We start from the raw sequence: 24,016 nt of genomic DNA, 5'->3' as shown, positions 1-24,016 counted from the left end.
TGTTCGCACTATGCGGAAGATCAATATCTATGTGTATTTCCCGCGTGCGCGGGGGTGAGCGGCATCCAAGTTACGCATCAGATTCGAGACGCGAGTATTTCCCGCGTGCGCGGGGGTGAGCGGCTATGCAGGGCTGGTGCGATTTCCTTCTTCCAGTATTTCCCGCGTGCGCGGGGGTGAGCGGGTCGCCTTCCTTGAGTGGCTTTTTTGAGCCGAGTATTTCCCGCGTGCGCGGGGGTGAGCGGCGAACGGGCGTCTCAGCGAGATGGTCGCTTGGCGTATTTCCCGCGTGCGCGGGGGTGAGCGGGTTTGTGGCGATCTTCTCAGCTCCCATCATTTGTATTTCCCGCGTGCGCGGGGGTGAGCGGCCCGATCCACCTTACGAAAAGCCTCTGGATGAGTATTTCCCGCGTGCGCGGGGGTGAGCGGTCAGCTTCTCAAAATTAAGGGATATAGGGACCTTATTTCCCGCGTGCGCGGGGGTGAGCGGACGTTGCCATGAAATCCTTCTCGGTACGTGTGGTATTTCCCGCGTGCGCGGGGGTGAGCGGGCGAAGTAGGCGATCAGCAGTGCGACGATGCCGTATTTCCCGCGTGCGCGGGGGTGAGCGGTACATGCGCAAGGGCAAGTGCCCGGCCTGCGGCGTATTTCCCGCGTGCGCGGGGGTGAGCGGCATGTTTGCGAACTGAACAGCATGCGGTGCCAGTATTTCCCGCGTGCGCGGGGGTGAGCGGGCATACGATGAGAGCGGTGGCGCTGTTTTCGGGTATTTCCCGCGTGCGCGGGGGTGAGCGGATGCTGTCCAACGACTACGGCAGCGTGTTTACGTATTTCCCGCGTGCGCGGGGGTAAGCGGCTTATATATCCAGGGAGAAAATCAGGGTTCTGGTGTTGTCCACCTGCGTGGAGGTATTCGGTAGCTGCGCCCGTCATCGCCGTTGATGAACCCGTGTTCCCCGCGCCGTAGGGGTAAGCGGTCCTGTAGCGCACGTTGCGAAACCGCAGCAACGTATTCCCTGCGCAAGCGGGGGTGAACGGTATTTTGGGGATTTGAAGGGGTATTGACGGTTGTATTTCCCGCGTGCGCGGGGGTGAGCGGGGCTGTGGGGGTGAGAAATGAGCAAGCGCGAAGTATTTCCCGCGTGCGCGGGGGTGAGCGGCCCATGGATCGAGCATGAGAAACTGCTCGTTCGTATTTCTCGCGCTTGCGGGAGTGAACGGGGTGTATGAACTGTATTTACGTAACCACGCAGGTGTTCCCCGCGAGTCCGAGGTTGAGCGTATCAAGCTGGTCATGCTTCCCCCTGAGAGTACGCTGGATAAACGGTGCCAACCCTACCACTGGGCTGGCTTGCGCCCTGGACTAACGGAAGGTGAGCGCTACCGAGTAGGTCTAGTGCTGGGCGCTCAATGGCGCTCCCTGGCCAAGACTGGGCTCACCCTGAGTGCAGTAGAGGTTCAGGTCCTGGGTATGGCCGTGCTGGCAAACTGGCAAGGTGATGAGGACGAGTTGGAAGCCTAAAGCTCTGCTGCATTCCAGTTCTGGGGCCTTGGGAATTGCAAATGAGCCAGGATTACACACTCCAGCTTGAGCGATCATGAGCATCAGATTCCACTCCCAACCTCCCTCAAGGAGAGCCTATGAAGCAACTTCGAATCTGGCTGATCAAGCGCAAGCTGCGTGCTGCATACCTTTCGTACCGCAACATGCTCGACCGCTCCCATGCTGGCCGGCACATGACCGTACAGCTGCCCAGCGTTGCCGCCCAAAAAGAGCGTTGCAACAAGCTTCTGGCGAAGCTGGCCAAACTCGATCCGGCTAATTGCCCGGTCACTAGCATCGACTGACCCCTGGAGAGCTACGAACCATGGAAAAACTGGACGAGGCTTTTGCCGGCATCACTGCCCCTTGTTGCAACCCGGATGAAGCCTGTGCGTGCAGCGGCGCTGAGCGGGTACTGCGGGTGTACGCATACCGCTCTGACACCACGCTGCCGGCAATGACCGAGGATCAACGCACGGCCTGTCTCGATGAAATCGGAGCTGTCGAGGGTTACGACCGCGACCAATGGGTGGGCTCTACCGACGCTCAGCTCGCTGGTGGCGTTTTGTCGGCGTGGCAAGACTACTGCCGTGATCTTGGGATGTTCTGATGAGTCAGGCCTTTGCTGATCGAACCTACGGCATGCAGTGCCCGCACGCTGAGCGGGCCATGCAGTTTCTCAGTGAAATTGGCATTACGGTGCAGTCGGTTCCCGGCGCCAGCGGCTTCATCGAACACGTCGAAGTCGTGAACGGTGGCCTTCACGTTGATCCCCGTGCTCCGGCCTCCGGGCTCCTGCATGAGGCTGGGCATCTGGCGATTGTCCCAACCGAGTTCAGGCATCTGCTGGGCGGCAATCTGGTCGCCGGCATGAAGAAGATATACGAGCACCTGGACAGCATGGAGCTGGAGCCTGACTCCCATCTACAGCGGGCCATGCTCCAGACGGGCGACGCCGAGGCTACGGCCTGGGCTTTTGCTGCCGGCAGGGCGATTGGCTTGCCAGACAACCTGATCATTCAGGACGACGAATATGGCGCTGAGGGGCGCTTCATCCGCAACTCCCTGGCTGCGGGCGCCTATCTGGGTATCAACGGCATTGCGCATGCAGGCTTCTGTGTTCTCAGGGCAACCCCCTATCGACCGCTTCCGGTTTATCCCACGCTCGCGTACTGGCTCCAGCACTCCTAACCCCATCGAATCAACCGCGGCGTTCCTCGCTCCCCTCGTTAGGTATTGACGCTGGTTGATTCTTTGCAGGCCAGCGGTGACACAGGTCTGGCTGGCGGAAGATAGTTACACCAACGGATCAGGCAGGAGCAGTACATGCACCCATCTATCGGTCGGCTAAACGGTGGCAAGTTCTACAGCTACCTGAATGGCTATCACGCCGAGCCCTTCGTCGGCTCACTGGAAGAAGTCGAAGTAGCGATGGGCCTTCGGACTCAACCGACGCCATCACCTGCTGAGCCCGCCGCTGCCAAACGCAAGTGCTTCGACGTGACCATGCGCTTTCAGTACCCGGCCTGGGACGAGGTTGATGGGATCGTGTATCGGTCAATCGAGGCGGACAGTAAAAGCGAGGCGAACGCCATGGCCAAGAGGATGGCAGACCAGGATGGCCACCTCGCAGGCGGCAAAGGGCGCGTGACGTTCAGTGCATGCGAGCAGTAACCGCCTAGCTCACCTGCCCTTCCCAGTCTTTCTCGGACGCCCCTCTGGGAAGAAGTCTCGAATATCGGCAAATCCAGACGAGAGGAAGGTGCCGGTGTACGCGAATTCCAAGTCCTGGAGGTTGAGCTGGGTGACGTTGACGGATGCGAATAATGTGTCATCCGTACTAATAAAGTTTCATCCCGTGGTTTTCAGACCGTTTGAAGGCCGATGCGAGGCATTAGGATGAAACTTTAGATGCAATCCGGGCAGAGTGCTTCCCAGCCAGTCCAGCAAAATCGTTCGCGTTAGAATGAAACTTTATTCGCATCCAACAGTTGCAACAGTTTCAGATGGTCTTTAATGGTACTTTGCGAACGGTGAACCTGAGCCGCGCCCGGTTATGTTCAACAAAGAGCGCTGGGGGCAGTCGATGAAGTCTTTTAATAGCGCACAGCAGTCTTGGCTGCGTGAGGGTGAGTACCTGATTGGTCCGCAGCCGGCGCCACAATTCCAGTGAGCCTCAATATACAGGCCCAGTCATTTACAGCATGTAGGCTTGCCTCGAAGTTGTAAGCCTGCTTTGATTCGAACACAACGACAAACCAACAAGTGAGCCGACATGTCGCTGATCAACGAATACCGCAACACCGAAGAAGCCATCAAGGAGCTGCAAGAGCGCCTGCAATCCCTCTCGAATGATGACCGTCTCAAGAAGGAGCTGGTGTTCGACCAGAAACTCCGCGCACTGATGGGCGAGTACAACAAGAGCCTGCGTGACGTGATCGCGCTTCTCGATCCGAACTACGGCAAGCAAGTAGCCAAGCAGGCAGGCACCGGCAAGCGTTCTCCCCGCGCCATCAAGGTGTACAAGAACCCCAACACTGGGGAAGTTGTGGAAACCAAAGGTGGAAACCACAAGACCCTCAAGGCCTGGAAGGAAAAGTGGGGCGCCGAAGCCGTACAGTCCTGGCTCCAGAATTGACATCCTCCCCGCCCCAGAGCGGGGATTCCTACGGTGCTAGGCTGCTTTCGCAGCTTCATCACTTCGGCGGGTTCTTGCTGCTGACGGCTTTGTTGCACCGTTCACTTCACAAGCTATCTGGGCTATGTCCAGCCCTTTGAGCAGGTTCAACCCGCGCTCACGGATATTCTTTGCTGCCACCAAGTCCGCGTTCTCGGTGTGGCCGCAGGCCACGCAGAGGAACAAAGATTGGGTCTTGCGGTTGTCTTTGTCGGTGTGGCCGCAGGCAGGGCACTGCCGACTGGTGTTGTGCGCCGGCACCGCCAGCACATCGCCGCCAGTCCACTGCGCCTTGTACTCAAGCTGTCGGCGAAACTCGCCCCAACCCTGATCCAGAATCGAACGATTCAAGCCCGATTTCTGCTTGACGTTCTTTCCTGGTACATCGGTATCGCCCGCTGCCGAACGACTCATGTTGCTCACCTGCAAGTCTTCGACACACAGCAGCGCGTGGCTTTTGCTGAGGCTGTGTGACGCCTTATGCAGGTAGTCGTTACGGGCGTTGGCGATCTGCCGGTTGATGCGCTGGACGCGGGCCTTGGCCTTCTTCCAGTTGTTGCTGAATTTAGTTTTGCGGCTCATCTGCCGCTGGGCTTTGGCGAGGCGGTGCTGATGACGGTTGAAGCTGTTAAGCGGGTACAACACGGTTTCGGCATGGCCATCCCAGAGCGTGGCAAAGCGCACCACGCCCAGATCGATACCCGTCGCCAACGGTGATGCATGCAGCGGTACATCGACTTCTCGCTCGGTCTGGATCGACACATACCAGTGGCCGGCAGACTGACTAACCGTGACGTTTTTCACAGCGCCAAGAGTTGCCCGGCTATTGCGGTATTTCAGCCAGCCGAGCTTGGGCAGAAAGACACGGCTATTACCCTGCTCAAGCTTTACGCCTTGCGGGTAGCGGAAACTGTCGTGCTGGCCCTTCTTCTTGAACCGAGGCAAGGCCGCACGCTTAGCGAAAAAGTTGCCGTAGGCCTGCTCCAAATCTTTGAGTGTCTGCTGAAGCGCCTGCGAGGGGGTATCCGAAAGCCAGGCGGTTTCCTGCTGGGCTTTCCATTCAGTAAGCAGCTTGCACAAGCCGGCATAACCGAGTTTTTTAGCGCCCTGCTCGTAGTGTTCCTTCTGCAACGCCAATGCCTTGTTAAACACGAACCGGCACGCACCGCTGAACCGCCGCAGCTTGCGCAGCTGCTCGCCAGTAGGCTCGATTCTGTATTTAAATGCTTGGCGTCTGACCATAGAGTAACTGTATTTATATACAGCTATAAAAGCAAGGACGGTTTGGCCGTCCGCGCTATCCATCCCCGGACTGAACTCCGGGGCTTTTCGCGCTAAGTGGTAAAGGAAGCCCGCGAATCCCACGCGCACGCCTAGTTGTGCTAGTTGCTAGGGCGCAGCGGCATTGTTCTCAGCCCCGATTATCGGGGCTGACGACTTTTACCCCTTTGAGGTTTATTTGCTGGATACACAACCCTTTAGGGTTGATATTCTTTCCATCAAATCCAAACGCGAAGGGAACACCAAAATGTCCATGTTCGAGCAAACCCAACTGGCTATCGAATCGTTCGACCTGACCCTCGTGCCGGGCAGCGTCAAGAAACTCATGGCCGGCATCAAAGCCGTCTACGAAGGCCAAGCCAAGGAAGAAGACAAGATCAAGGGTGCGGGCGGCAGCTCGGACCTGTGGAAAGTGCCTGTCAATGAAATCAAGGTACTGGAGGGCTTCAACGTTCGGCTGCCCGGCCCCGAGCTGGACGCACACATCGACTTCCTGACCGACAGCATCCTGGAAGAAGGCTTCTTTCAGCATCGCCCTCTCGCAGCGCTGGTGCTTGAAATCGACGGCGAACTGGGTCTGTATGCGTTCGATGGTCACTGCCGCCTCGAATCTACCAAGCGTGCTATTGAAAAGGGCTCGCCCATCGAGCTTCTGCCGGTAGTTGTTCAAGATGGCCGCAACGTCAACCTCGACGACCTCTATGTTCAGCAATTCAGGCTGAACAAAGGAAAAGAGCACACCCCGTTCGAGCTGGGCCTGCTCTGCAAACGACTGGCCAAGAACGGCCATTCCGACGCAGTTATCGCCAAACGCATGGGCATCAAACCGCAGTACGTCGATGGCCTGATGCGTCTGGTGAATGCTCCCAAGCCGCTGGTTGACGCGGTTCTGAGCAACGAAATGTCTGCCTCGGAAGCAATCAAGGTGATCCGCGCTCACGGGAACGGTGGCGCAGTACAAGAGCTGGAAGCTCGCCGCTCTCGCGCTCTGGCTGAAATGCAGAGCAAGGCCCCGGAAACTACCCAGGAGCCCGGCTCGGCGCAGCAAGAGCAAGTCCCGGCCACCACCGCCCCTGTTCGGCCCCGCCTGACTGCCCGTCACGCTTCCGACGCGCACGTCAAGAAGGTTGTCCGCAAGCACGGCCTGGAGTTGTTCAAGACTACCCGCGCCCTCAAGGAAGACCCGGCCTATTCGAGCCTTGCCGAGGAAACCCGCCAGAAGCTGGACGCTCTGCTGGCTCAGCTCGAAGAAGCCGAGAAAGCCGACACCCTGCCGGCTCAAACCGAGGAAGATACCACTGAGGGAGGCGAGCAGGCTGCCGCCTGATTCGCGGCCTGATGGTCCTACTCTCCCCTTGGTAACTGCGGAACCTCGACATGCTGATTGACTTGCGCAAGGTCGCCCCAGGCGACCTGCCAAACGAAGTTTTTGATGAACTGACTGCCGGCAACAACTACGGGCCTGAAATGGTCTGCGCCCTGCGCGACCATCTGGTCAATGGGATGGACGTGAAGGAGGCGGTGAAACTGCACGGCGTACACGCCCATAAGCTCAAGATGCGGCTGGACAAACTGAAAGACGACATTGAGCGAATCGGTCGAATCAATGCCCTGCTGCACCCGGATCAAGCCCAGGTGGACCTGATTTTCTCTCTCTCCAGCAAACTCGCTGCTGCTGTTGAGGGCCTGCGCTCGAACCGCGCAAACGATACAAGCGCCAGCGACGAATGAGCGCACTGCTGCACTCTCAACCTCGAATCTAGGATTCCACGATGACCACGCAGCCCTCCGACTCCACCACTTCTGAGGTCGCTCCGATCCACCTCGGGGTGAGCGATGCGCTGAACCATGCTGCTCAGCGAATGGTGCTGAACAAGTACATCATGGACAGGGCGGTCAAGGATTATCGGGCCTCAATGCTTGCCCGCGACCTCTGTGACTACGGCCCTATTCCGCATGAGCCAACCCCTTTTCTTTACCGTGTGCTGCCATTCTTCTTCTTGAGCAGCAAGACCTCTAAGCCCTGCCCTGCCCTGGTGCCTACCTCAAACACCCTCGGCGGTAGCTGGAAACGCTGCATGAAGAACTTCGACTATGACGATGTTCCGGCTATGGCTGACAAGCTTACCGACGCCAAGAAGATGCTTGATGGCTCTTTAGGCGCTACCCACTACGACTGGATCAAGCCCCTTGGTCTGATAGCTCCGTCCGAGGGTAAGAATCGGGTCGATTTCCTACGCGGCCAGGGTATCGACTACATCCCCGCCCTTGTGACCGAGCACAGCTACCCGAGCCCGGAACGCCTCAGCCTGTACAGCATCAAGGTCAATGGTTTCTCGGCCATCTGGGCAGTCCTCGATGGTCGCTGGGTCACGGGAGTAGAGAACCCAAGCTGGACGCTGCCGGTGATGGAAGCCTATTGCGTGGGAGTCAGTGCTTCCTGGCCATCTGACTTCCCAGCGCCGGAGCTGGTGATTCAGGCCCTGTTCGGCCCCCGAGGCACGACAACGGCCCTTGGACACCCTGACGCACCAGAAGAACCCATCGTTGACCTCGATACGCTGAAAGCGACCGAGGCATACATGAATGAGCCTATGTCGGCAAACCTCGCCAACCTAAACAACGCAAGGATCGATCCTCGGTTCTGGCTCATCACAGCCAGCCTGACGATTCTCGGGCTGTTCGGGCTCGCAGTCGCACCCGACACCTGGGATGTATTCCAGCTGGCGGCTGCGATGATTTTTTCCGGCTCCCTGGCAGCAGCTCTACTACCCCTGGCCGCTCCGATTGCACTCACTCAGCGACGGCACATCACAGAGCACCCGTATTTGCCGCTTGAGCGATCCCCCAAGCACAAAGCAACTCCCAGCCGTCGCCTCGGCTAGCCACCTCGACTTCACTGGATAGTGCGTTATGTTTCGCGATCTACCTGCCAACTTTGAGGGCTGGCGACACAAGCAGTGCTACCCATTCACTCCAGTTGTGTCGGATCAAGGAGAACACAAGTGACGATCAAACAGAGCCGGAAGACGGCCCGTGAGTTCGTTGAGAAGCACGTCGCTGCCCTGTCTGCTGACGTGCTCACCTGGCGCAAGAGGGCGTCGCTTCCATCCGAAAGCCCAGTCCATGAACTGGCGAGTCTGTGCGTGCCATTCGCTGCCGATGGTGATCAGTACATCGAAGCTGAACGCCTGATTGTTCAGCAGGCACTCGAAGCAACCGCAGCATTGGGCGCAGCAGCATCCGATACCGAGCCTGATCAGCAGGGCAGTGCGGCTCGTAATGAAGCGGCATACCGGCGCCTGCTGCCCAAACTGGTGGAGCTGGCCGAGCAGATCGACAACATGTCGGAGGATGAGTACGGTAACTGGGTGGACGCGCTCCCCAAGGAAGAATTCTTCGAGTACATAGGCGTCGCGCATAATGAGCAGACTTTTAAAGCCGCCCTCGCTGCTGCGAGAATGCTGACCAGCAAGCCCAGCGCAGTCGTCAGCGCGGGACAATGAGAGGATCAGTAATGCCAACTCCAGACTGGCGGTATGAGAAGTCATCGAACACGGTCAAAGCCCTGTGCCGACTATTGCGGACGGAGCTGACTGACGATCAGCGGGGCGAGGTTGGCCTTGCTTTGCACGATTCTCTCAAACTGATGTGCGACGCGATCACGGCGGGCGCACCAGAGCGCGGCGACTTGTGGACGCCCAGCATGGTGAGGATATTCTTCGAGCAGCCAGAGCATTGCGAGCGCTGGCTTGCGCTGATCGACGAGCCGGACTTCAAGCCGGACTACTACATGACCTAACCGCACTGGGCATTGCAGAAAGCCCTGCCCAGAGCCGATTGCTCACACCCGAAGTTGATTCCCCGTGATCCGCCAGCCAGTTATCTCCCAGGACGAACCTGTCACTCTTGCTCGATGCCCAGCATGCCAAGGCGTAGGGCTGTACTGCATCCAGCGATTCCTCAAGCCAGCAGACCGCAAAGAGCTGGAACGCCTTCTCAGACTCGGCTACGAGGCGGAATCCAAGCCCCTGCGCTCGGTGGGGGACGTGGACGACTGCAACTGCTCTCCCGCCACTATCGCTCGCTTCAAGGCCAAGGCCGCAGCGCAAACCAAGGCGCCAGCGACACCCAGAGTACGCACTCTCCCGGTGCTCTCATTGAAGGCTCGCCGCGCTCCCCAGGAGTGACCTCTCCCCGTATTCCTGAATTCCCGTTCTGCTGAGCGGGAACTTTTTGTTCATGGCTTTCCGGGGCGGTGACACAGCGCTTCCCCCCGTATTGTTTACCCAGTCAAATTGAACTGGAGACAGAGCCATGACCACCTCGATGCCCCACATCCTGCAACACCAAGTGCATGCGTTCATTTGCCCGTGCTGCGGGTACGAGGAAGAAACCGTAGGCGAAGGCCCGCAGGCGTTTGGTGCCGAGGTATTCGAGACAGTCACCTGTCCGCGCTGCAAAGAATCCTGGCGCAATGAGTACCGGCTTTTCGCTACTCGACACAAGGCGTCCGATGAGGTGGCCATCGTCCAGACCCAGCCCCTGGCTGCGCTGATGGCGCTCGATGCAATGTCCTGGCTCGATGAAGACCCTTGCGACACTCCCGAGCTGGCTGCCGCCAAGAAGCAGGCTCGCGAAGCCCTTGCCGGAGCACAAAAACCGAACTGAAAGTGGCTTTCAAGGCTTGACGCCCCGGCCCGGCTGGGGCGGTTTGCCAAACCCAAACTATGGGTCTGAGGATGTTCGATCCCTTCCTCGCTGCGGCGATGACACAGCCGCTAAGGCCATATCTTTACTCCATCCCCACCAGTTCAGAAGGAGAACACCATGGCCGACGCCTACATTTTCGAGGTTCACAGTGATGCCGATGTGAAGGAGGTGGATGGGCGCCGGGTGGTAAAGGCGAAGTACGTGTTCGACCATCAGAAGCTGGTGGCCGTACCGAACACCGACCCCAACCGCACGATCCCTGTAACCTCTCGCCACAAGGACGGTCGAGTCTTCGCCCACCTGTTGCGCATGAACCGGGTTGAGTTCGAGCAATCCTCGATTCCGAGCGACTGCTACATCGAGTCGGCATTCCAGTGCAGGCTCCGGCCTGTCGCCTGCTGAGGCTCACCGTTATGCCTCTCTTTTTCAAAGACCTACCCGATGAACTGAACGAGCAGTACGTCTGCGGCAAGTGCATGTATCTCGCTGCTGCCCTGCATCGACGCTTCGGGTTCCCTATTGAGCATTTTAGCCGCGCATCCTACGCATGAGCGCTTTAGCGTCATGCGCTAGTCAAGCGGCTGTATAGATGATTCACCCTCCGACTATGGGAGCGCCCGTGATACGCACCGACAAATGGCCTCTGCAAGCCACTGCGCATCAGCAACATCTGATGCGCCTGACCCTGGCGGAATACCGGGCATACTGCCGCGCCCTGTCCATTGTCGTGCTTAACAACTGGCCTGCGCTCAGCCAGGCTCCCAGCTTTGCCGCTGCCGTTGAACGACTTATCCACCCTACGGCGAAAAACCCGAAGCCACGTCACCGCTACTTCGCCAGGCGTTTCTACAAATTTCCGTCCTACCTGCGGCGTGCGGCTATCGAGTTTGTCAAAGGCCAAGTGTCGAGCTACCTGACGCGCTATGACGCATGGCTGGACGGTGATCGCCGCCGCCCTGATGCCAAGCCACCGCTCTTTAGCCCCGCTTCAGGGTGCTACCCGGCCATGTACCGGGGGCAGCAGGTCAAGTTCAACGACGACTTCTCCCAAGCCAGCCTGAAACTCTGGGATGGCCGGGAATGGCTTTGGCATGACGTGCCAATTAAGTCGGTTCGCCATCGCCACCTGCTTGGCACAATCAAATCGCCCGCCCTTGTGGTGGCTCGCCACTGCCACTTATCCGTCCCGGTCGAGGTGAAGCCCGAACGCCTGCCAATGGCTGATCGGGTATGCGCTGTGGACATTGGTATTAACACGCTGGCCACGGCCAGTATCGTTTCATCTGGCGGCACTGTCGTAGCCCGGAGGTTTTTCCATCCGGCTGCGGACATAGACCGACGCAATAAACGCGGCCTGCTGATACGCCGCAAAGCCCGCAAGACAGCCAAGCTCTCCAAGGGGTTTTGTGCTGAATTACACCGCAAGGCGCGTCACATCAATGAGCAGATTGCACAGCTCACCTCTAAGCATCTGGTGCAGTACGCATTGGCGCATGGGGCGGATGTGATCGTGCTGGAGAACCTGAAAGGCTGGAGGCCCAAGGCCGGTGGCAAGCGTTCGGCCTTGCGCCAGCGCTTCCACGGCTGGCTGCATCGGCGGCTGGCAACACTGATCGAGGCGAAGTTTGCCGAGGCCGGTGGCCGAGTCGAGTATGTCTATGCGCGGGGCACCTCGTCCTGGGCGTTCGACGGTTCAGGGAAACTCAAGCGCGACGCCAAGCACTACGAACTGGCCACCTTCAGTACAGGTAAGCAGTACAACTGCGACCTCAATGCCAGCTACAACATCGCGGCCCGCTACTGGGCCTGGAAACTCAAACTGACCCGCCGCAAGGACGGGCAGTTGCCGGAGGACAAAAGCTCCCCCGGCAAACCGAGAATGCCGGTCACGCTCTCAACGCTTTGGCAGAGAGAGCAGGAAGCCCCTCATCTATGCGCAGCATGATGAGCGGGAGCATTCACGACAACATGAACCTGTTGCGCCTGAATGCTGTATCGGAGAATGACCTGAAACGCATCGCAAAGTACCACCGAGCCTGGAAGCGGCTCGACTCCCCAGAGTGACGTTCAGCGGTAAACGCTATCGGTTGAGTAGCACGGATGGTCAATGCGCAGTGAGCATGGTTCCCATCGCCACAAGCATGAAGGCAATGGCCATGCGAAGCTTCAACTTCACCACCAAAGGCTTTCTTCGATTAGCGTTCCGAGTGTAGTCGGCTATCCATACCAATCCATGCTTCCTGTAGTTCCAGTGAAATAATTCCAAAGTCGCCGATGACACAGACTCCAAGGCCTGAGAATGGCTTCACTGAGTAAGCCATATCTGGAGGCGACATGAACAACGCACCGCAGTACATCACAGGCAATTGGGGCCACATCTTTGAGGGCGAGCGCAGCGAACGCATGACGCGTGTTGTGCTGGATGCAACTACCCGGAAGGTTCTGGTGCTGCAAGTACAGCGCAACCGCGCAGCGGCAGACAGCTATGGGCTTTCCTCGCGCACTGAGCTGCTGGATGTTGAAGACTCGATGGTCAATGCCAACCCAGAGCTGTTCGATGAGCCGAGCGCATTTGGCTTGGAGGCGACTGGCTCACTGCCGGATTGGGCTACATCCCAGATCGAAGAATCGGAGCTGCGTGTGAAGCTGGCAGAGCTTCAAGGGGAATTTGCGGCGGCAGGTGGCCGGGGTGTTGAGTTGGCCGAACAGATTGACGAAATCCAGCGCCAACTTGGCGAATACGAAGGTGACGAATGATGATGCTCGACATTCTTGAGTGGACAGGAACCATCTGCGGTATTGCCGGCGCTACGCTGATTGCCAGCAATGTGCGGCTCTCGCCATGGGGCTGGTGGTTGTTCTTGGCCAGCAGCGTGGTTCTGTCGCTGTACGGCCTGCTGATCGGCGCCTACGGGATCATGCTGCTGAATCTCTGCTTTGTGATGACGAACCTGCTTGGCCTGGTACGCGTGTGGATACCTTACATGCGGTCGAGAGCGAGCAAATCTAAGTGCCCGCAGCCTTCCAACCATTTCAACAAGGGAACAGCAGCGCTATGAGCACGAACGCATCCTCTATCGAACAGAACGGCAATACGCCCTGCAAGCATTGCGGCAGCCTGGATCAATCCTGGGCGACAAATATCGTTTCGCCGGGTGAAGTACAGAATGGTCGGCTGAGGCTGAGCGACGTTGCATGTCAGTTCGTACTGGGCTGCAACCGCTGCTCAGAAACGCTGATGGTGCTGAGCGCCGACCGCGTGGCCGGCTTGATGAATCGCGCCCTCGACGAACAAGGAAAGCACACTACCGCTTAGGGAGCCTTGCGCCCCGCTGGCGAATCATTCAGAGAATGCATCTGCTGACCGCGCCACACGGGAATCCTCTGCGACGATCCTTTCACGAAAGCCTCTCGCTTTGTCTTCATCCCAATCGAGAGGCGCATCGTGATTCACCCCCTCCCCCCGCACTATCGCCATATCCGCGATTGCCCATCCTGCGGCATAGCTGTCTGAGCAGGATTCTGGCAATGGCATAGCCAGCGGCTGAATGTGATCAGCCACCTGCCGGGCCGCATACCCTTGATTGGCCTGTGCAACTGTCATCACAAGCCCCGGCGATGGTTGGAGCACGAACCTGCCTGACTGATGCAGGCCTGTTGACCGCCCTGACTTTCCGCGCATGCGCGGAAAAATTGAGCGCGGTGTCGAGCAGGACAAAGGCGAGGGCTGCTCATTGCCACCTGGAAAAGCACCAGAGCCAGCATGAAGGCCAGAATACCGGCAATTTCGTAGATGACACTGGGCATGGACTACTCCGCCTCGGCGCAGGCGTTCGGCGCCGCCAGCTCGAAGTCGTATGCGGCATGAGTCTTTTCGCCCCAGATCAGGGCGAAGGCTTCGATGATCTTGTCTTTGAAATTCGCCAGCAGTTCTCGGTGGGTATCCGGGTCGGTGTCTTCGGAATTGAACAGCCAGCCTGGAGCGGACACCTCGGCACTCTCTCCAGGGCCGTATACGCTGCTATGACCGTCACTCCAGAGGTAGAGCGAGGTCACAACTTGGGAATTGGTGCTCATAGCGGCTCCTATTGCTGTTGGTTGGTGTTGCTCGACTTGTCGCAGGGGATGCCGCCGATCAGCCACCCAACGGGCAAAGTAGGTCGCCTGTGCGTTGTTGGGGGCAAGTGCGATCTTGTGGGCGATGATCATGCGGTGGTCCTAACTTACTTGAGGGGGACTATAACGGCGCCGTGCCAGCTTCAACCTAGTCAGAGTGCAAAGAACCCGGAAGGCGGCGCAACTGAATGACGCTCAGTTACACACAGCCCGAAGCCCCACAATCACAGCTCTTTCACGCCCCAGTGAATCTCTCCTACCGGGATCATACCGCTGCGCTCGATCTTCACTGCCGAATACTGGGTTTCAGCATCGCCGGCCAGGGCCAAGGCCTGCACCTGAGAGCAAGCGCGTCGAAATCATGCAGCAGACTCCCCGGCATGAGCCCCCAGGCGTCTTGATCGGGCGTCTTCCAGGCCACCGCAAAAGCACCTTCGATGCGGATAGCAGAACGGCCTCCCGCAAGGCCACGGTCAAGCGGGTTGGCCGCGTTCTCGTCACGAATGGCGCGGGCCAGATTCAGCAGGGCCTCACGCACTTTCGGAGAGCGGCCACCCCCGGAGAACGGGGTGCAGAATTCAACGTCAGCCATTTCACCTTCATTGGTGATAACGGCAATGGAAACGTCTGAGTCGCCATCCAGGATCAGGCGCAGACGCCCAAGCCCCATGTCGTCGGATCGATTCGAAGAACTCGCATAGAGGCAGTGGGTCGGCGTGCTCATTGGTTTGCTGCTCAAGCAGCTCGCGTGCGGCCTCGATGACCTGCCCACCAAACAGCGAATCTCCAAATCGTCCGCCCTCGGCAAGTTCCATTTCCGCCGCTTCTTCGATGGCCAGTCCAGTGATCAATGCCATATCAGTCAGCTCCCTTGTTGGGTATTGAGGTGTTGAGCCGATTCGACCCTCTTGAGCAGAACGTCGCGCATTTCAGCAAGCTTCGATTCTCGGACAGACTTGGTGATGCTACTCACGCGATACCAGCCATTTTTGTAGGTAATCCTGGGCTTTCTTTTGTCTGGATTTGCAGCCTCGAAAGCAGCTAGATAACCATCCACTAGATCGACGTTCATGCGCAGTTCTCCATTTCAGCAAGCGGCCCTGGAGGCGTACCGACATACTCCCCAGTTGCGACAAGGAGGGCATCGTTCAGAGCCGGTCGCTCAACTCGAATTTGACCGAGCGAGGACAGCTCTGCGGTCAGCGCCGAGAAGAACTCGTCCGCAGAGTGGTAAGGCACCTCGAACTGGAGGCCAATGAAACCCGCCCCGTCATCACTGTTCGGCGCAAGCCAATGCAGGGACAACGGATCAGTCGTGAACAGAAGACCAGGGATAACCGGGATTTCCGTGTGCTTGTTCCCCGGAACGAGCTGGCAGTATCGATGATCGGCCTGGACCGCCAGCGTGATGAAAATATCACCCTCGAAGTCGGGATCGGAGTGCGGCCACGCCTCGCGGCAGTATATCCAGCAAGTAGCGCGGTTCAGCGGCGCCGGCAGTTCGTCGATACCCTTTCGGCTGAGTTCGATTTCATTGAAGACGCAGCCCTGGCGTACCTCTTGGGGGATCGGCAGATTGCGCAGGCCTTCCCAAGTCAAGGTGGCGGCTTGTGGCATGGATTGGATGGTCATGCTTTGACCCCGCTTGCCTTAGCAGCTTTCCGCACCGCCTTACGGTGCTCCGCCTTGCCCAAGCGCAGGGCCTCGTCGGAGTCTTTTGCCGGCACTCGGTATACGGTGCAATGGACGTAATCAGGGTCATCCGGTGCGCCTCCAGTTGACCAACTGCCATCAGGGAATCGAGCTGCGGTCCAGAGCGTGGTGTTCATCGAAGGCACCCCTTTGTGGGTCAGAGGGCAATGCCCTGGACAGTAGACGTGCTGGACGGAGCAGGCGCATCGCGCTCGAAGCCGCGAGGCTCGATCCACTGGCAGCGCTGCTCACCGCCCAGCGATTGGCAGTTCGGCACGACGAAGACCGGGATAGCCCTCGCACGGTCGGGAGCGGAGGCCGTCTCGACTTGCTCGGCGCTATGGCTGGACGCGCAGCCGGACAGGATCAAAGACATGGCGATGAAGGCTGCGCGGGTCAGATTGATGCGGCTCACTGGAAATCCCTCGTTTGTGAAAGTGATGGCTGCATCTTGAGCCCGTCCCTCACTGTGTCATCGGGGGTCTATAAAAATCGTCGATCCCTATGGTGGGGACTGGGATGCCTGGCCTTATTGGCCACCCTAGCCTTTTGAACCCGTCCAGATTGAGAAAACGAAGTAGCAGATCAAGCCTGATGACAAGGCAATCTGAGCATATGTGTTTGGGGTCTGCGCGTTGTCCAGAATTTCCTGCGCTAGGCCCCTTAGCGAAATGAGGAAATAGAAGACAGCAACAAGCTTCACGATCAGCATGGCGATACCTATCAAAGGTTACTCAACTAGGTGGCAGAGTGGTGGTCATGCAACTGTGTCATCGGGCGATGATCAAACTCGTCGATCCCGATGCTTGGGGCTGAGGGCTTAGTGCTTGTCGAGTGCTGCTTGGCCCTACTCCGAGGGGATAGGGTCAGCGGCAGCCAGGGCACCGCGATGGTAGTCCTCAGCGCTCAAGAGCATTGGCGCCCACTCCAGGTACTGTGCTCGCGTCCTCGGGTCTGCGAAGAAGCGTTTGAAGTCACCCAGCTTGTAAGCACTGACGTTGAACAGCTTGTCGAGCGGGGCTTTGAGCTGCGCTCGTACCATGTCGTCGCTGAAAGCTCTACGCGCCTTCAACCAAGTGAATGTGGCCATACGGCTACGCGGAGTCCAGCCGGCCATCCTTGCAACACGTCCCGGCCCAAGATCACCCTCTGGCCGAAGCGTCTTGTAGTAATACTTGTTGTTACTCGGAATCCGCCAGTTGTTCCTGGTTTTGTTGTTCTCGCGCTCGGCCTCGCGCTCCATCCAAAGCTGCTCTTGGCCAAACATGACCGAATCAGCGTTTGCCTTTGCGTTACAAGCAGCGATGTAGCCATGAATATCGGGGGCCTCCCCCCAGTGCAATGCCATTGATCCGTCATAGACCAGCTCGACCGACGCGGCAAAGGATGCAGGGCGCCACATCTGAACTGGGTTGTGTGGGATCAGCGTCTGGGTACGATCAAACAGACCCTGCACGACAAGGGCGATCCTGTTGTACTCCTTTACTTGGCTTTGGATTTTTCGAATGCCCAGGTCAAAGTAAACACTGGTGTCGTCGAACGGCTGCCATTCTCCGGGGTAGAAAGAGTCGTAGCCGCGATGGGGGTTAGAGAACTGCCAGCTCTGATTAGGATTGGCCTTCTCCCATTCTTCGCGGGGGTTGTCCAACTCCCATTGTTGCTTAGCCGCCTCACGCTGATTTCGTTGCTCGACAAGAGCATCAAACTCGCGCTTGGTGATCATCTGTTCGATGCGGTCACGATTCCAGACCTTCATCATCATCGGCTCGCTGGGATCAAACACAGCACGCTCAGGAAACATCAGCTCCCCAAAGTCAATGTCTGTGCTGATGCGGTACAGCTGCTCCCCATTGCGAACGATCAAGAAGGTGAACTTGTCGGCATTTGCAAGGCGTATTTGAACGAAGAAGTCCAGCCCCACGCCGGTGCGGTCTTTCTCATTCCGGCGTACCTTCATCGAAACCATGCAGCGCTGGAACGGCAGGATTCGATCACGGTTCACAGGCTTAGCCAGCCACTCGTCGAACTCGTCCATGCCATCAAACTCCATACCCCCTGAGTGGTAATCGAGTAGGCATTCCTCGTCACAGTACAGCCGGCGCTGCATGATTCGAAGCTTCTCATCCCTGCCGGCTGGAACGCCGTCAGAAATCTGCTTTATCGACTCGAAAATTCCCGAGTAAAGGCTGATGTTGAACAGCTTGTCCTCGATCTGCTTGACCGATTCTTTCATAGGCACCAGCTTGGCCTTCATTGCCAAGCCTGGGGCACCAAGCCAACGGGCAAGCTCGCCAGCGAGCTTTTCGTTTCGCTCGAATAGCTCAGGGAGGGTTTCGTTTTTTGCCAGGACTAGCGCGTTCTTGAATGCGCTTACGTCAACCTGACCAGAGAGCAAAGCAAGCGACTTCCCCTCGGTATCGCCGGCTGGCTGGTGCCCGATCTGAGGGGCAATGCCAAGGCTCTCAGTCAGGCGCTGGATTTCGGCCATGTTGGCAGCCAAAGCGTCCTGATAGTGCTGAACCATCTTCTGGAAATGCTGCTCAGGGTTAGGCTCAAACGAGAGGGAGTCCCCAAACTCGTCACGATGCACCCGCGTAGATCGATAGCCGCGTAGCTCAGGCTCGCGCAGCTCGACATAGTTGGTGCCTATCTCCATGACGCACATAAGCAACTGCTCATCGTCATCGGCAACCCAGTACCACTGCCCAAGCTCGGCCTGCTCGAAGTCAGTGAAAACCTTCTCCACCTCAACGACCGGGATGACAGCAGGGTCAAATTTGGTGCTCATAAACGCTCCGAAAAATTCGATTTCAGCTGGTAGTGGGCTGAGCTTTACCCAGCTTGAACGGTGTCATCGCCACACACGAAAAATCTTCAAACCATAGCCTGGGGGTTCGGGTTGCTTTGTTCATCGCTTGCAGCCGGGGATAGACACGACAGAACAAGACACCCCTTCATGCGTCCAGCGCCATTGCGTCACACAGCCACGAACCTTGACGGTCAGACGCCCTTCCCCGCCAGGATCACGCACAACCACCGCAAGGTCGCCGCAGTATTCGATTACTGCTCCTACTGGCAACGGCAGACGTGCCTGATCATCTGGCTGGCTACTGTCCACTAGCACCCTCCAGCGGCGCGACTGCGACGTGCTCTGGAACCAGCGCTACTCGCCAGCCATGCACTGCTCTACAGCACTTACACATCAGCAGCTCAGGGCCGTTGTGCTCCAGGTTGCCATCTTCGATCTTGCTCACCAAGCGAACGGCCCGCACATCGATGCCGGAGCACCAGCTCGCAGTTTCAGAGCGGTCGCATACTGGAGCCATCGCGTTATTGCTCATCGGCGACCTCTACGGCGGCATAGAACGGAGCAAGCTTGCGGGATCGCTCGCTTTCCTCCTTGAGAACGCCGAGGTTCAGATAGAACTGGGCCTTGCTCGCACCGTTCTGGCTCCACGCATCTTTCCCTGGCACCCCAGAGACAAGGTGATCACGCAGTGCGTTGATGACCTTCACGCTGCGTATGGAAGTGCCGGCCAGAAGCAGCTCGAACTGCTCTTGTGCTACATGACCGGGCTTGAGACTTGCACTCAAAGGTTCTTCCCCATAGGGCAGGAGTACGGGACGAACTCACCATCCACCCACTCTTTGCCCATTTCGCCTGGGATTAGCGGGATACCCATCACGCTGAAAACTGGCCGCGAGCAGATGGACTCCTGGACGTAGAGCACTGTGAAGTCATACCCCATCGACTGGGCGATTTCAGCAATCTCGTTGACGCTGATGAAGGAGCCAGAGCGGAACTCGTAATCGAGCTTCGTCCAGCCGTGACCGTCGATGGTGCGCGGCTTGGCGCCTTCGTCAGCAAACAGCTCGAAGGCGCGTTTGAGTACAGCTTCTCGGGCACTGTAGTCGCGCTTGAAGTCCAGGTAGCAGATAAAGGCGGCGCCATCGTACCAGTGCATCTTGATCTGATACCCCTGCCGCCAGTTCACCGATGTGAGCCGGGTTACAGCGCTGACATTCCACTTCGGCAGCTGTTCGACTGCGGTTTTTAGTAGTTCGACCGGGACCATTTTTCGCCATTCCTGGATTCGTTTCGATGGCCACAGTCTACGGTAAACCATAGACTGGGCAAGCCGAACGGAAGTGCCCGGTGTAAAATCGTCGAGGCCCATAGTTGGGTTTGGCAAAGTGTCGGTATTGAATGGGGTGAGCCAGGCAAAGCCGTTATCCTCAGCGCATGCTTTGATGAGTAGCCAGGGCGCTCGCTCACAACTGTTTGATCATGGCCGAGGGCGAGAAGGCGAATTCTGCACCAGCTGCTGGCCAAAGCCCCCTCCCCTAACAACGTTAAACAAAGGAACCGGCATGGCTACCAAGGATTACGAATTCACCGTAGGCAAAGGCCACCAAGTTATTTCCGAGAAGTCCCACTATCCCGACCTTGTTCGTTTGGTCATCCCGAAGGATCAGGCTCTCGATCTGGCTCAAAAAATCCTGCGGCAGCTTGAGCACGTCCGACCTGATCAAACTCATCTGGGCGAAATAGCCCTTTTCGGCCAACTCGAAGTATTCGACGACGAGTAAGAGGTTATCCGTCATGCCCATGCTTGAGCCCTGGAGCGACCACGAACAACCAGACGGCAGCATCGAGGTGAAGCGTGAAGGCGAGTTGCGCTTCACCCTAACCTGGGTTCAGGCATACGGCCAGTGGGAGCTGCGGCGGAATGGCGAGTCCGAAGTGATCGAACGCGACCAGTATAGGAACGACCTGTTTTCTGCCATTCAGTCCGGCAGGATCAAGTAAGGAATTCAGACATGAGAGAAACGCTGGCTTTGCTGCTCGCCACTTTGGTCGGTTTTTTGGGCGTGGTGGTCAGCATTGCAATTTGGGATAGCTCAACCGCGTTCTGGCTGAGGCTACCTACCTGGGCTCCGATCCTGCCTCTGGCTTGCTACACAGGAGCGTCAATTTGGGTTATTAGCCGAGTGGTTTTTGGAGTCCACCGCATAGTTGCTGGAAGTCAGGGTACAAGGACATGAATCACGATCAATCAAGTGCTACCGGATTTCTCGCAGAACGCTTTGAGCGAGACTCGGAATTTACCTATGCAATCTTGGCGGACGCTGCCGGTGTTTTATTCTGGGTAGCAGTGCTTGCAAGTGTCGTAGTCGCGTTCATGTGGCTAACTAACCTGATTGAGCACCTCACCTTTAGAAAGGGCTGGCGGCTGGCCATAGGTTTCGCTGGACTCGTAGGGCTGGCGAAAGCTCTGAGCGCTGCCGGTGCATATCTCAGAACCATATCTCCGTCATTCTCCCCTGGAGAAGCAGTTTTCGGCGCGACTTGGATACTGTTAAGCATGCTCCTGCTTATTGGCCCATTCGTTTTGATACTGAGCACAAAGAACAAGAAGCCCAGTTGAGGCAGAATTCTGCTAAACCGCAGGTGGATGGATGAAGAAGCCCAAGCTCAGCCCTGCTCAGGCAAAAGTCATGCAATGGCTCAGCCAGGGCTGGGGCGCTCGCGTCTCGCATGGCGCCGCTGTTGAAATCAACGGCGAGCGCGTATGCAACCTCGACACCATGACCGCTCTCGTCCGTATGGGCCTTGTGGAGCGCGAATCTCAATACCCATGCTGGGTGGCAACTGCTGAGGGTCGAAAACTCAGCCCCAACTACACCCCACCTGAATCGGAGTGAATGCCGGAATGGCTCGGCGAAGCAAATACGGCAACATGCCCTCGGCGCCACAGCTCATTGCGAAGGTGAAAGGCGACGCAGGGGCGTACAAGGTCTGGGGCATCGACTGGATGCACCACAGAGTGCTGCTGGATCGTGCTGGCCTAGAGTGGGTCCCGATCAAGAATGTCGCTCTGGAACCGCCCCCGCCGACCTCGATGACTGACGCCTAGGAGAAACGTTATGGCATTGTCCGCTGTTCAGCAGGCACTTGTGGATGCTGCATTCCCTGAGTGCCGCAGCGATATGGCTGCATACCTGGAGAAGTCCACGGATGTTGTGATCATTCGCCAGCGGGAGTGCGGGGATGATGTACCGCCGTTCGCTATCGTGGCCAAGGGCAGCGACTTCTGGATCGACTGCGCTGACACAGCCGTTGCCGCAACCAGCCGGGCGCGTGAACTGGGGCTCAACGTTGTTCCGGCCTAACACAGTGATGGCTTCGACAACGCGCACCAGCGCCATTGGTGGCCTTTACGCTTGCCTACTGCTCTCCGGCGCTTTCGTAACAGCAATGTTTGGATACTGGCTGTTCTTCGGAGCCGGCTATCGCACGATGCAACCGACCGCCTACGAACTCACTACCACCCTGCTCCTGACTCACCCCGCAACTGCAAGCGACGCCTCAGCTGCGATTGAGTCCGATGGCTACCTCAGCATCGTTGCACAGCACCGCCTGCTCGACCGCATCGACAACGAATAGGCTGGGCACGCCGGGATTCTCGGTTCCAATTCCCGCTCCCGACAATTTCTGGCGATAACGCGCCGCAGCCGCTGACACACGGTTGTCCCTGTGACGATGGGCACTCCAATCAAAGAGGAATGCCCGCATGAAAGACTTCCTGAAAAGCGTCACCAATCACTCCACGATGCTGGCCGTGTTCAGCTTCGACCGCACCCCTTTCCTGGCCGGCAATGCCTGGACCCGGAGTCTTCTCTCTGGCGCCATCAGCACCGCCATCACCGCTATTGGGGTCTACAGCGGTTATGTCGCCATGGATGCGAACTACGCCGCAGCCCTCGGCTCGCATGCACAGAACTTCAAGCTGGCCACTGGCGCGATCATCATCGGCCTGCTCGGTTACTCCCTGCGCGACCTGTTCCGCTCCATCACGATGGACGTGAAGACCCAGATGCGTGTTTCTCGGGCAAACAGCTGGCTCATGAAGGGCACCGCAAGCACTGTCGAATGCTCCAGCCACATCCACATGCAGCAGACCTCTCTCAGCATGGTTCGCTACGTTGAAGTCGATGGCGGCATCAAGGTCTATGCCATCGCACGGCACCATGACCATGAGTCCCCGGTCCTGATCGATGCGATGCTGTTCGACGAGGACTACCCGGCGCTGGCGACGTTCTACACCCACCCCGCAGATATTCGTAGCGCCCTCGGCGAGGCCTGCGGCGATCTGACCGGCCACGTTGCTCGCCAGTTGGGTATCGCCCTCGCTTCGCCGGACCTACGCAAGCAACAGCCGGTTACTGACACTAAGGAAGATGATGAGCTGTTTCTTGACGATGACCTGCTAGACGACCTGGAGACAGCTTCCGAGGTATTTGGCCGGGCCTCTGCGCCACGGATGCGTGGTGGTGAGGCGTTGCGTGCGGCAGCCCAGGTTCCTACCGAAGCTGTGAAGCACTGACCATCACCAGGAGGGAGTTACAAGCATGCTGCCCAGTCACCTACTGCGCATGGTCAATCTGTGCGTCTCCGGGGATTACGCCGATGCCGGCGTGCGCGACCGGATCAAGAACCAGTGCATCCCACACCTCCGCCAGCACCGCCGTGACGTGCTGGCGGGCAGCTTCAATGGTCGGCACTCCCGACCAGTGGGGTTCATCAGCAAGATGATCGAGGACTCCAAGCTCATTCGCCGCACGCTGACTCACACCCATCGGCAACTGGTTGCGGTAGAGCCTCGCGACAATGTTGTCTCGTTCGAGGCGGCAGCTCGCCGCCGCGCTCAGGCCCTCGATCAAAGCAGACAAGGAGAACAAGGCATGAATGCAGGGTTCTAGGAGAGCGAAAATTAAATTCAGGCGCGTCAATGGATCGAGCCCGTGAACGGGCGGCAAAGTCCGGCTGCTGGGCCTTGTCTGAGGTCGTTTTGACATCCTCCCCGGCCTCTCGCTTCGCTCGCAGCAAGCTGGAAGGCCGGGGATTCCTACGGCGCTAGGCGGCTTTCGCCGCGTCGTCGCTTCGGTGGGTTCCTGCTGCTGACGGCCTGACAGCGCCGTTCACTCCACA

Annotated in this window: 34 protein-coding genes and 1 CRISPR repeat array; of the genes, 23 read left to right on the top strand and 11 right to left on the bottom strand. The window is 58.0% G+C overall.

Going from position 1 to position 24,016, the window contains the following annotated elements:
* Positions 1-33: 33 nt before the first annotated feature.
* Positions 34-857: direct repeats of the CRISPR family, unit length 29 nt; unit sequence GTATTTCCCGCGTGCGCGGGGGTGAGCGG.
* A gap of 785 nt (positions 858-1,642) precedes the next feature.
* The 5 genes from PSOLE_RS18375 to PSOLE_RS18350 all read left to right on the top strand — a co-directional run bounded on the left by PSOLE_RS18375 (position 1,643) and on the right by PSOLE_RS18350 (position 4,182).
* Complete coding sequence (locus PSOLE_RS18375; RefSeq protein WP_074860777.1) at positions 1,643-1,849, top strand: hypothetical protein; 207 nt, start codon at positions 1,643-1,645, stop codon at positions 1,847-1,849.
* A 20-nt stretch (positions 1,850-1,869) separates the two neighbouring features.
* Positions 1,870-2,154, top strand: a complete 285-nt coding sequence (locus PSOLE_RS18370; RefSeq protein WP_074860775.1) for a hypothetical protein — start codon at positions 1,870-1,872, stop codon at positions 2,152-2,154.
* Positions 2,154-2,735 carry a hypothetical protein gene (locus PSOLE_RS18365; RefSeq protein ID WP_244597309.1) on the top strand — a complete coding sequence of 194 codons (582 nt, stop codon included), beginning with the start codon at positions 2,154-2,156 and terminating at the stop codon, positions 2,733-2,735. Before PSOLE_RS18370 ends, PSOLE_RS18365 begins: the two co-directional genes overlap by 1 nt.
* Before the next feature lie 135 nt (positions 2,736-2,870).
* Complete coding sequence (locus PSOLE_RS18360) at positions 2,871-3,218, top strand: hypothetical protein (RefSeq protein ID WP_020308260.1); 348 nt, start codon at positions 2,871-2,873, stop codon at positions 3,216-3,218.
* Between the two features lie 601 nt (positions 3,219-3,819).
* Positions 3,820-4,182 (top strand): histone-like nucleoid-structuring protein, MvaT/MvaU family, encoded by a 363-nt coding sequence (locus tag PSOLE_RS18350; RefSeq protein WP_074860772.1) that lies wholly within the window; start codon positions 3,820-3,822, stop codon positions 4,180-4,182.
* Between the two features lie 36 nt (positions 4,183-4,218).
* On the opposite strand, the gene PSOLE_RS18345 is transcribed toward PSOLE_RS18350, so the two are convergent.
* Positions 4,219-5,463, bottom strand: a complete 1,245-nt coding sequence (locus PSOLE_RS18345; protein ID WP_074860786.1) for an RNA-guided endonuclease InsQ/TnpB family protein — start codon at positions 5,461-5,463, stop codon at positions 4,219-4,221.
* 163 nt (positions 5,464-5,626) lie between these two features.
* Here PSOLE_RS18345 and PSOLE_RS18340 point away from each other — a divergent pair, with 163 nt between their 5' ends.
* From PSOLE_RS18340 to PSOLE_RS18290, 11 genes are all read left to right on the top strand, one after another.
* Positions 5,627-6,829: a ParB/RepB/Spo0J family partition protein gene (locus PSOLE_RS18340; protein ID WP_139205023.1), complete on the top strand. Its 1,203-nt coding sequence runs from the start codon at positions 5,627-5,629 to the stop codon at positions 6,827-6,829.
* A gap of 50 nt (positions 6,830-6,879) precedes the next feature.
* Positions 6,880-7,233, top strand: coding sequence for a hypothetical protein (locus tag PSOLE_RS18335; protein ID WP_074860765.1), 354 nt, complete (start codon positions 6,880-6,882; stop codon positions 7,231-7,233).
* Positions 7,234-7,274: 41 nt separating this feature from the next.
* Entirely contained in the window at positions 7,275-8,387 is a 1,113-nt protein-coding gene (locus PSOLE_RS24410) for a hypothetical protein (protein WP_074860762.1), read from the top strand.
* Between the two features lie 120 nt (positions 8,388-8,507).
* The gene (locus tag PSOLE_RS18325; protein ID WP_074860759.1) at positions 8,508-9,008 is read left to right on the top strand and encodes a hypothetical protein; all 501 of its coding nucleotides are present in this window, start codon (positions 8,508-8,510) and stop codon (positions 9,006-9,008) included.
* Between the two features lie 11 nt (positions 9,009-9,019).
* Entirely contained in the window at positions 9,020-9,304 is a 285-nt protein-coding gene (locus PSOLE_RS18320; RefSeq protein WP_074860756.1) for a hypothetical protein, read from the top strand.
* Between the two features lie 515 nt (positions 9,305-9,819).
* On the top strand, positions 9,820-10,173 hold the full coding sequence (locus PSOLE_RS18315; protein WP_020308271.1) for a hypothetical protein: 354 nt from the start codon (positions 9,820-9,822) through the stop codon (positions 10,171-10,173).
* 159 nt (positions 10,174-10,332) lie between these two features.
* Complete coding sequence (locus tag PSOLE_RS18310; RefSeq protein WP_074860753.1) at positions 10,333-10,617, top strand: hypothetical protein; 285 nt, start codon at positions 10,333-10,335, stop codon at positions 10,615-10,617.
* Between the two features lie 271 nt (positions 10,618-10,888).
* Complete coding sequence (locus PSOLE_RS18305) at positions 10,889-12,160, top strand: IS200/IS605 family accessory protein TnpB-related protein (RefSeq protein WP_211098131.1); 1,272 nt, start codon at positions 10,889-10,891, stop codon at positions 12,158-12,160.
* Positions 12,161-12,549: 389 nt separating this feature from the next.
* Positions 12,550-12,972, top strand: coding sequence for a hypothetical protein (locus tag PSOLE_RS18300; protein ID WP_020308275.1), 423 nt, complete (start codon positions 12,550-12,552; stop codon positions 12,970-12,972).
* Positions 12,972-13,274, top strand: coding sequence for a nicotinamide mononucleotide transporter (locus PSOLE_RS18295; RefSeq protein ID WP_074860751.1), 303 nt, complete (start codon positions 12,972-12,974; stop codon positions 13,272-13,274). Before PSOLE_RS18300 ends, PSOLE_RS18295 begins: the two co-directional genes overlap by 1 nt.
* Entirely contained in the window at positions 13,271-13,531 is a 261-nt protein-coding gene (locus PSOLE_RS18290) for a hypothetical protein (RefSeq protein ID WP_074860748.1), read from the top strand. Before PSOLE_RS18295 ends, PSOLE_RS18290 begins: the two co-directional genes overlap by 4 nt.
* A gap of 287 nt (positions 13,532-13,818) precedes the next feature.
* Here the strand turns inward: PSOLE_RS18290 and PSOLE_RS23885 are convergent, their stop codons facing one another.
* The 9 genes from PSOLE_RS23885 to PSOLE_RS18245 form a co-directional block, all read right to left on the bottom strand.
* Complete coding sequence (locus tag PSOLE_RS23885; RefSeq protein WP_135406897.1) at positions 13,819-14,022, bottom strand: hypothetical protein; 204 nt, start codon at positions 14,020-14,022, stop codon at positions 13,819-13,821.
* Positions 14,023-14,025: 3 nt separating this feature from the next.
* Positions 14,026-14,292 carry a hypothetical protein gene (locus PSOLE_RS18285; protein ID WP_020308278.1) on the bottom strand — a complete coding sequence of 89 codons (267 nt, stop codon included), beginning with the start codon at positions 14,290-14,292 and terminating at the stop codon, positions 14,026-14,028.
* A gap of 325 nt (positions 14,293-14,617) precedes the next feature.
* The gene (locus PSOLE_RS24790) at positions 14,618-15,055 is read right to left on the bottom strand and encodes a hypothetical protein (protein ID WP_244597308.1); all 438 of its coding nucleotides are present in this window, start codon (positions 15,053-15,055) and stop codon (positions 14,618-14,620) included.
* 138 nt (positions 15,056-15,193) lie between these two features.
* On the bottom strand, positions 15,194-15,403 hold the full coding sequence (locus tag PSOLE_RS18275; RefSeq protein ID WP_020308282.1) for a hypothetical protein: 210 nt from the start codon (positions 15,401-15,403) through the stop codon (positions 15,194-15,196).
* Positions 15,400-15,963: a hypothetical protein gene (locus tag PSOLE_RS18270; protein WP_020308284.1), complete on the bottom strand. Its 564-nt coding sequence runs from the start codon at positions 15,961-15,963 to the stop codon at positions 15,400-15,402. The genes PSOLE_RS18275 and PSOLE_RS18270 overlap by 4 nt, the downstream gene beginning before the upstream one ends.
* A gap of 217 nt (positions 15,964-16,180) precedes the next feature.
* A complete protein-coding gene (locus PSOLE_RS18265; RefSeq protein ID WP_020308285.1) occupies positions 16,181-16,438 on the bottom strand; it encodes a hypothetical protein in 258 nt (85 codons plus the stop codon).
* A gap of 432 nt (positions 16,439-16,870) precedes the next feature.
* The gene (locus PSOLE_RS18255) at positions 16,871-18,811 is read right to left on the bottom strand and encodes a hypothetical protein (protein ID WP_020308286.1); all 1,941 of its coding nucleotides are present in this window, start codon (positions 18,809-18,811) and stop codon (positions 16,871-16,873) included.
* Between the two features lie 542 nt (positions 18,812-19,353).
* Positions 19,354-19,617, bottom strand: a complete 264-nt coding sequence (locus PSOLE_RS18250; protein ID WP_020308289.1) for a PapB/FocB family fimbrial expression transcriptional regulator — start codon at positions 19,615-19,617, stop codon at positions 19,354-19,356.
* Entirely contained in the window at positions 19,614-20,099 is a 486-nt protein-coding gene (locus tag PSOLE_RS18245; protein ID WP_020308290.1) for a hypothetical protein, read from the bottom strand. The genes PSOLE_RS18250 and PSOLE_RS18245 overlap by 4 nt, the downstream gene beginning before the upstream one ends.
* 295 nt (positions 20,100-20,394) lie before the next feature.
* On the opposite strand from PSOLE_RS18245, the gene PSOLE_RS18240 reads away from it, so the two are divergent.
* The 5 genes from PSOLE_RS18240 to PSOLE_RS18215 all read left to right on the top strand — a co-directional run bounded on the left by PSOLE_RS18240 (position 20,395) and on the right by PSOLE_RS18215 (position 22,197).
* Complete coding sequence (locus PSOLE_RS18240) at positions 20,395-20,613, top strand: hypothetical protein (RefSeq protein ID WP_073937579.1); 219 nt, start codon at positions 20,395-20,397, stop codon at positions 20,611-20,613.
* 13 nt (positions 20,614-20,626) lie between these two features.
* The gene (locus PSOLE_RS18235; RefSeq protein ID WP_020308292.1) at positions 20,627-20,833 is read left to right on the top strand and encodes a hypothetical protein; all 207 of its coding nucleotides are present in this window, start codon (positions 20,627-20,629) and stop codon (positions 20,831-20,833) included.
* 232 nt (positions 20,834-21,065) lie between these two features.
* Positions 21,066-21,452 carry a hypothetical protein gene (locus tag PSOLE_RS18230; protein ID WP_020308293.1) on the top strand — a complete coding sequence of 129 codons (387 nt, stop codon included), beginning with the start codon at positions 21,066-21,068 and terminating at the stop codon, positions 21,450-21,452.
* A 31-nt stretch (positions 21,453-21,483) separates the two neighbouring features.
* On the top strand, positions 21,484-21,729 hold the full coding sequence (locus tag PSOLE_RS18225) for a hypothetical protein (RefSeq protein WP_020308294.1): 246 nt from the start codon (positions 21,484-21,486) through the stop codon (positions 21,727-21,729).
* A 222-nt stretch (positions 21,730-21,951) separates the two neighbouring features.
* Positions 21,952-22,197 (top strand): hypothetical protein, encoded by a 246-nt coding sequence (locus PSOLE_RS18215; RefSeq protein ID WP_074860740.1) that lies wholly within the window; start codon positions 21,952-21,954, stop codon positions 22,195-22,197.
* 196 nt (positions 22,198-22,393) lie between these two features.
* Here the strand turns inward: PSOLE_RS18215 and PSOLE_RS23880 are convergent, their stop codons facing one another.
* Positions 22,394-22,600, bottom strand: a complete 207-nt coding sequence (locus PSOLE_RS23880; RefSeq protein ID WP_139205022.1) for a hypothetical protein — start codon at positions 22,598-22,600, stop codon at positions 22,394-22,396.
* Between PSOLE_RS23880 and PSOLE_RS18205 the strand changes: the two genes are divergently transcribed.
* Positions 22,599-23,411, top strand: a complete 813-nt coding sequence (locus tag PSOLE_RS18205) for a hypothetical protein (RefSeq protein WP_074860734.1) — start codon at positions 22,599-22,601, stop codon at positions 23,409-23,411. The two genes, PSOLE_RS23880 and PSOLE_RS18205, sit on opposite strands and share 2 nt — an antisense overlap.
* Positions 23,412-23,436: 25 nt before the next feature.
* Positions 23,437-23,787, top strand: coding sequence for a hypothetical protein (locus PSOLE_RS18200; RefSeq protein ID WP_074860731.1), 351 nt, complete (start codon positions 23,437-23,439; stop codon positions 23,785-23,787).
* Positions 23,788-24,016 lie beyond the last annotated feature (229 nt).

Origin of the sequence: Pseudomonas oleovorans subsp. oleovorans (assembly GCF_002197815.1) — a bacterium.
GTDB classification, from domain to species: Bacteria; Pseudomonadota; Gammaproteobacteria; order Pseudomonadales; family Pseudomonadaceae; genus Aquipseudomonas; species Aquipseudomonas oleovorans.
This window is presented reverse-complemented; position numbering and strand designations above follow the sequence as displayed.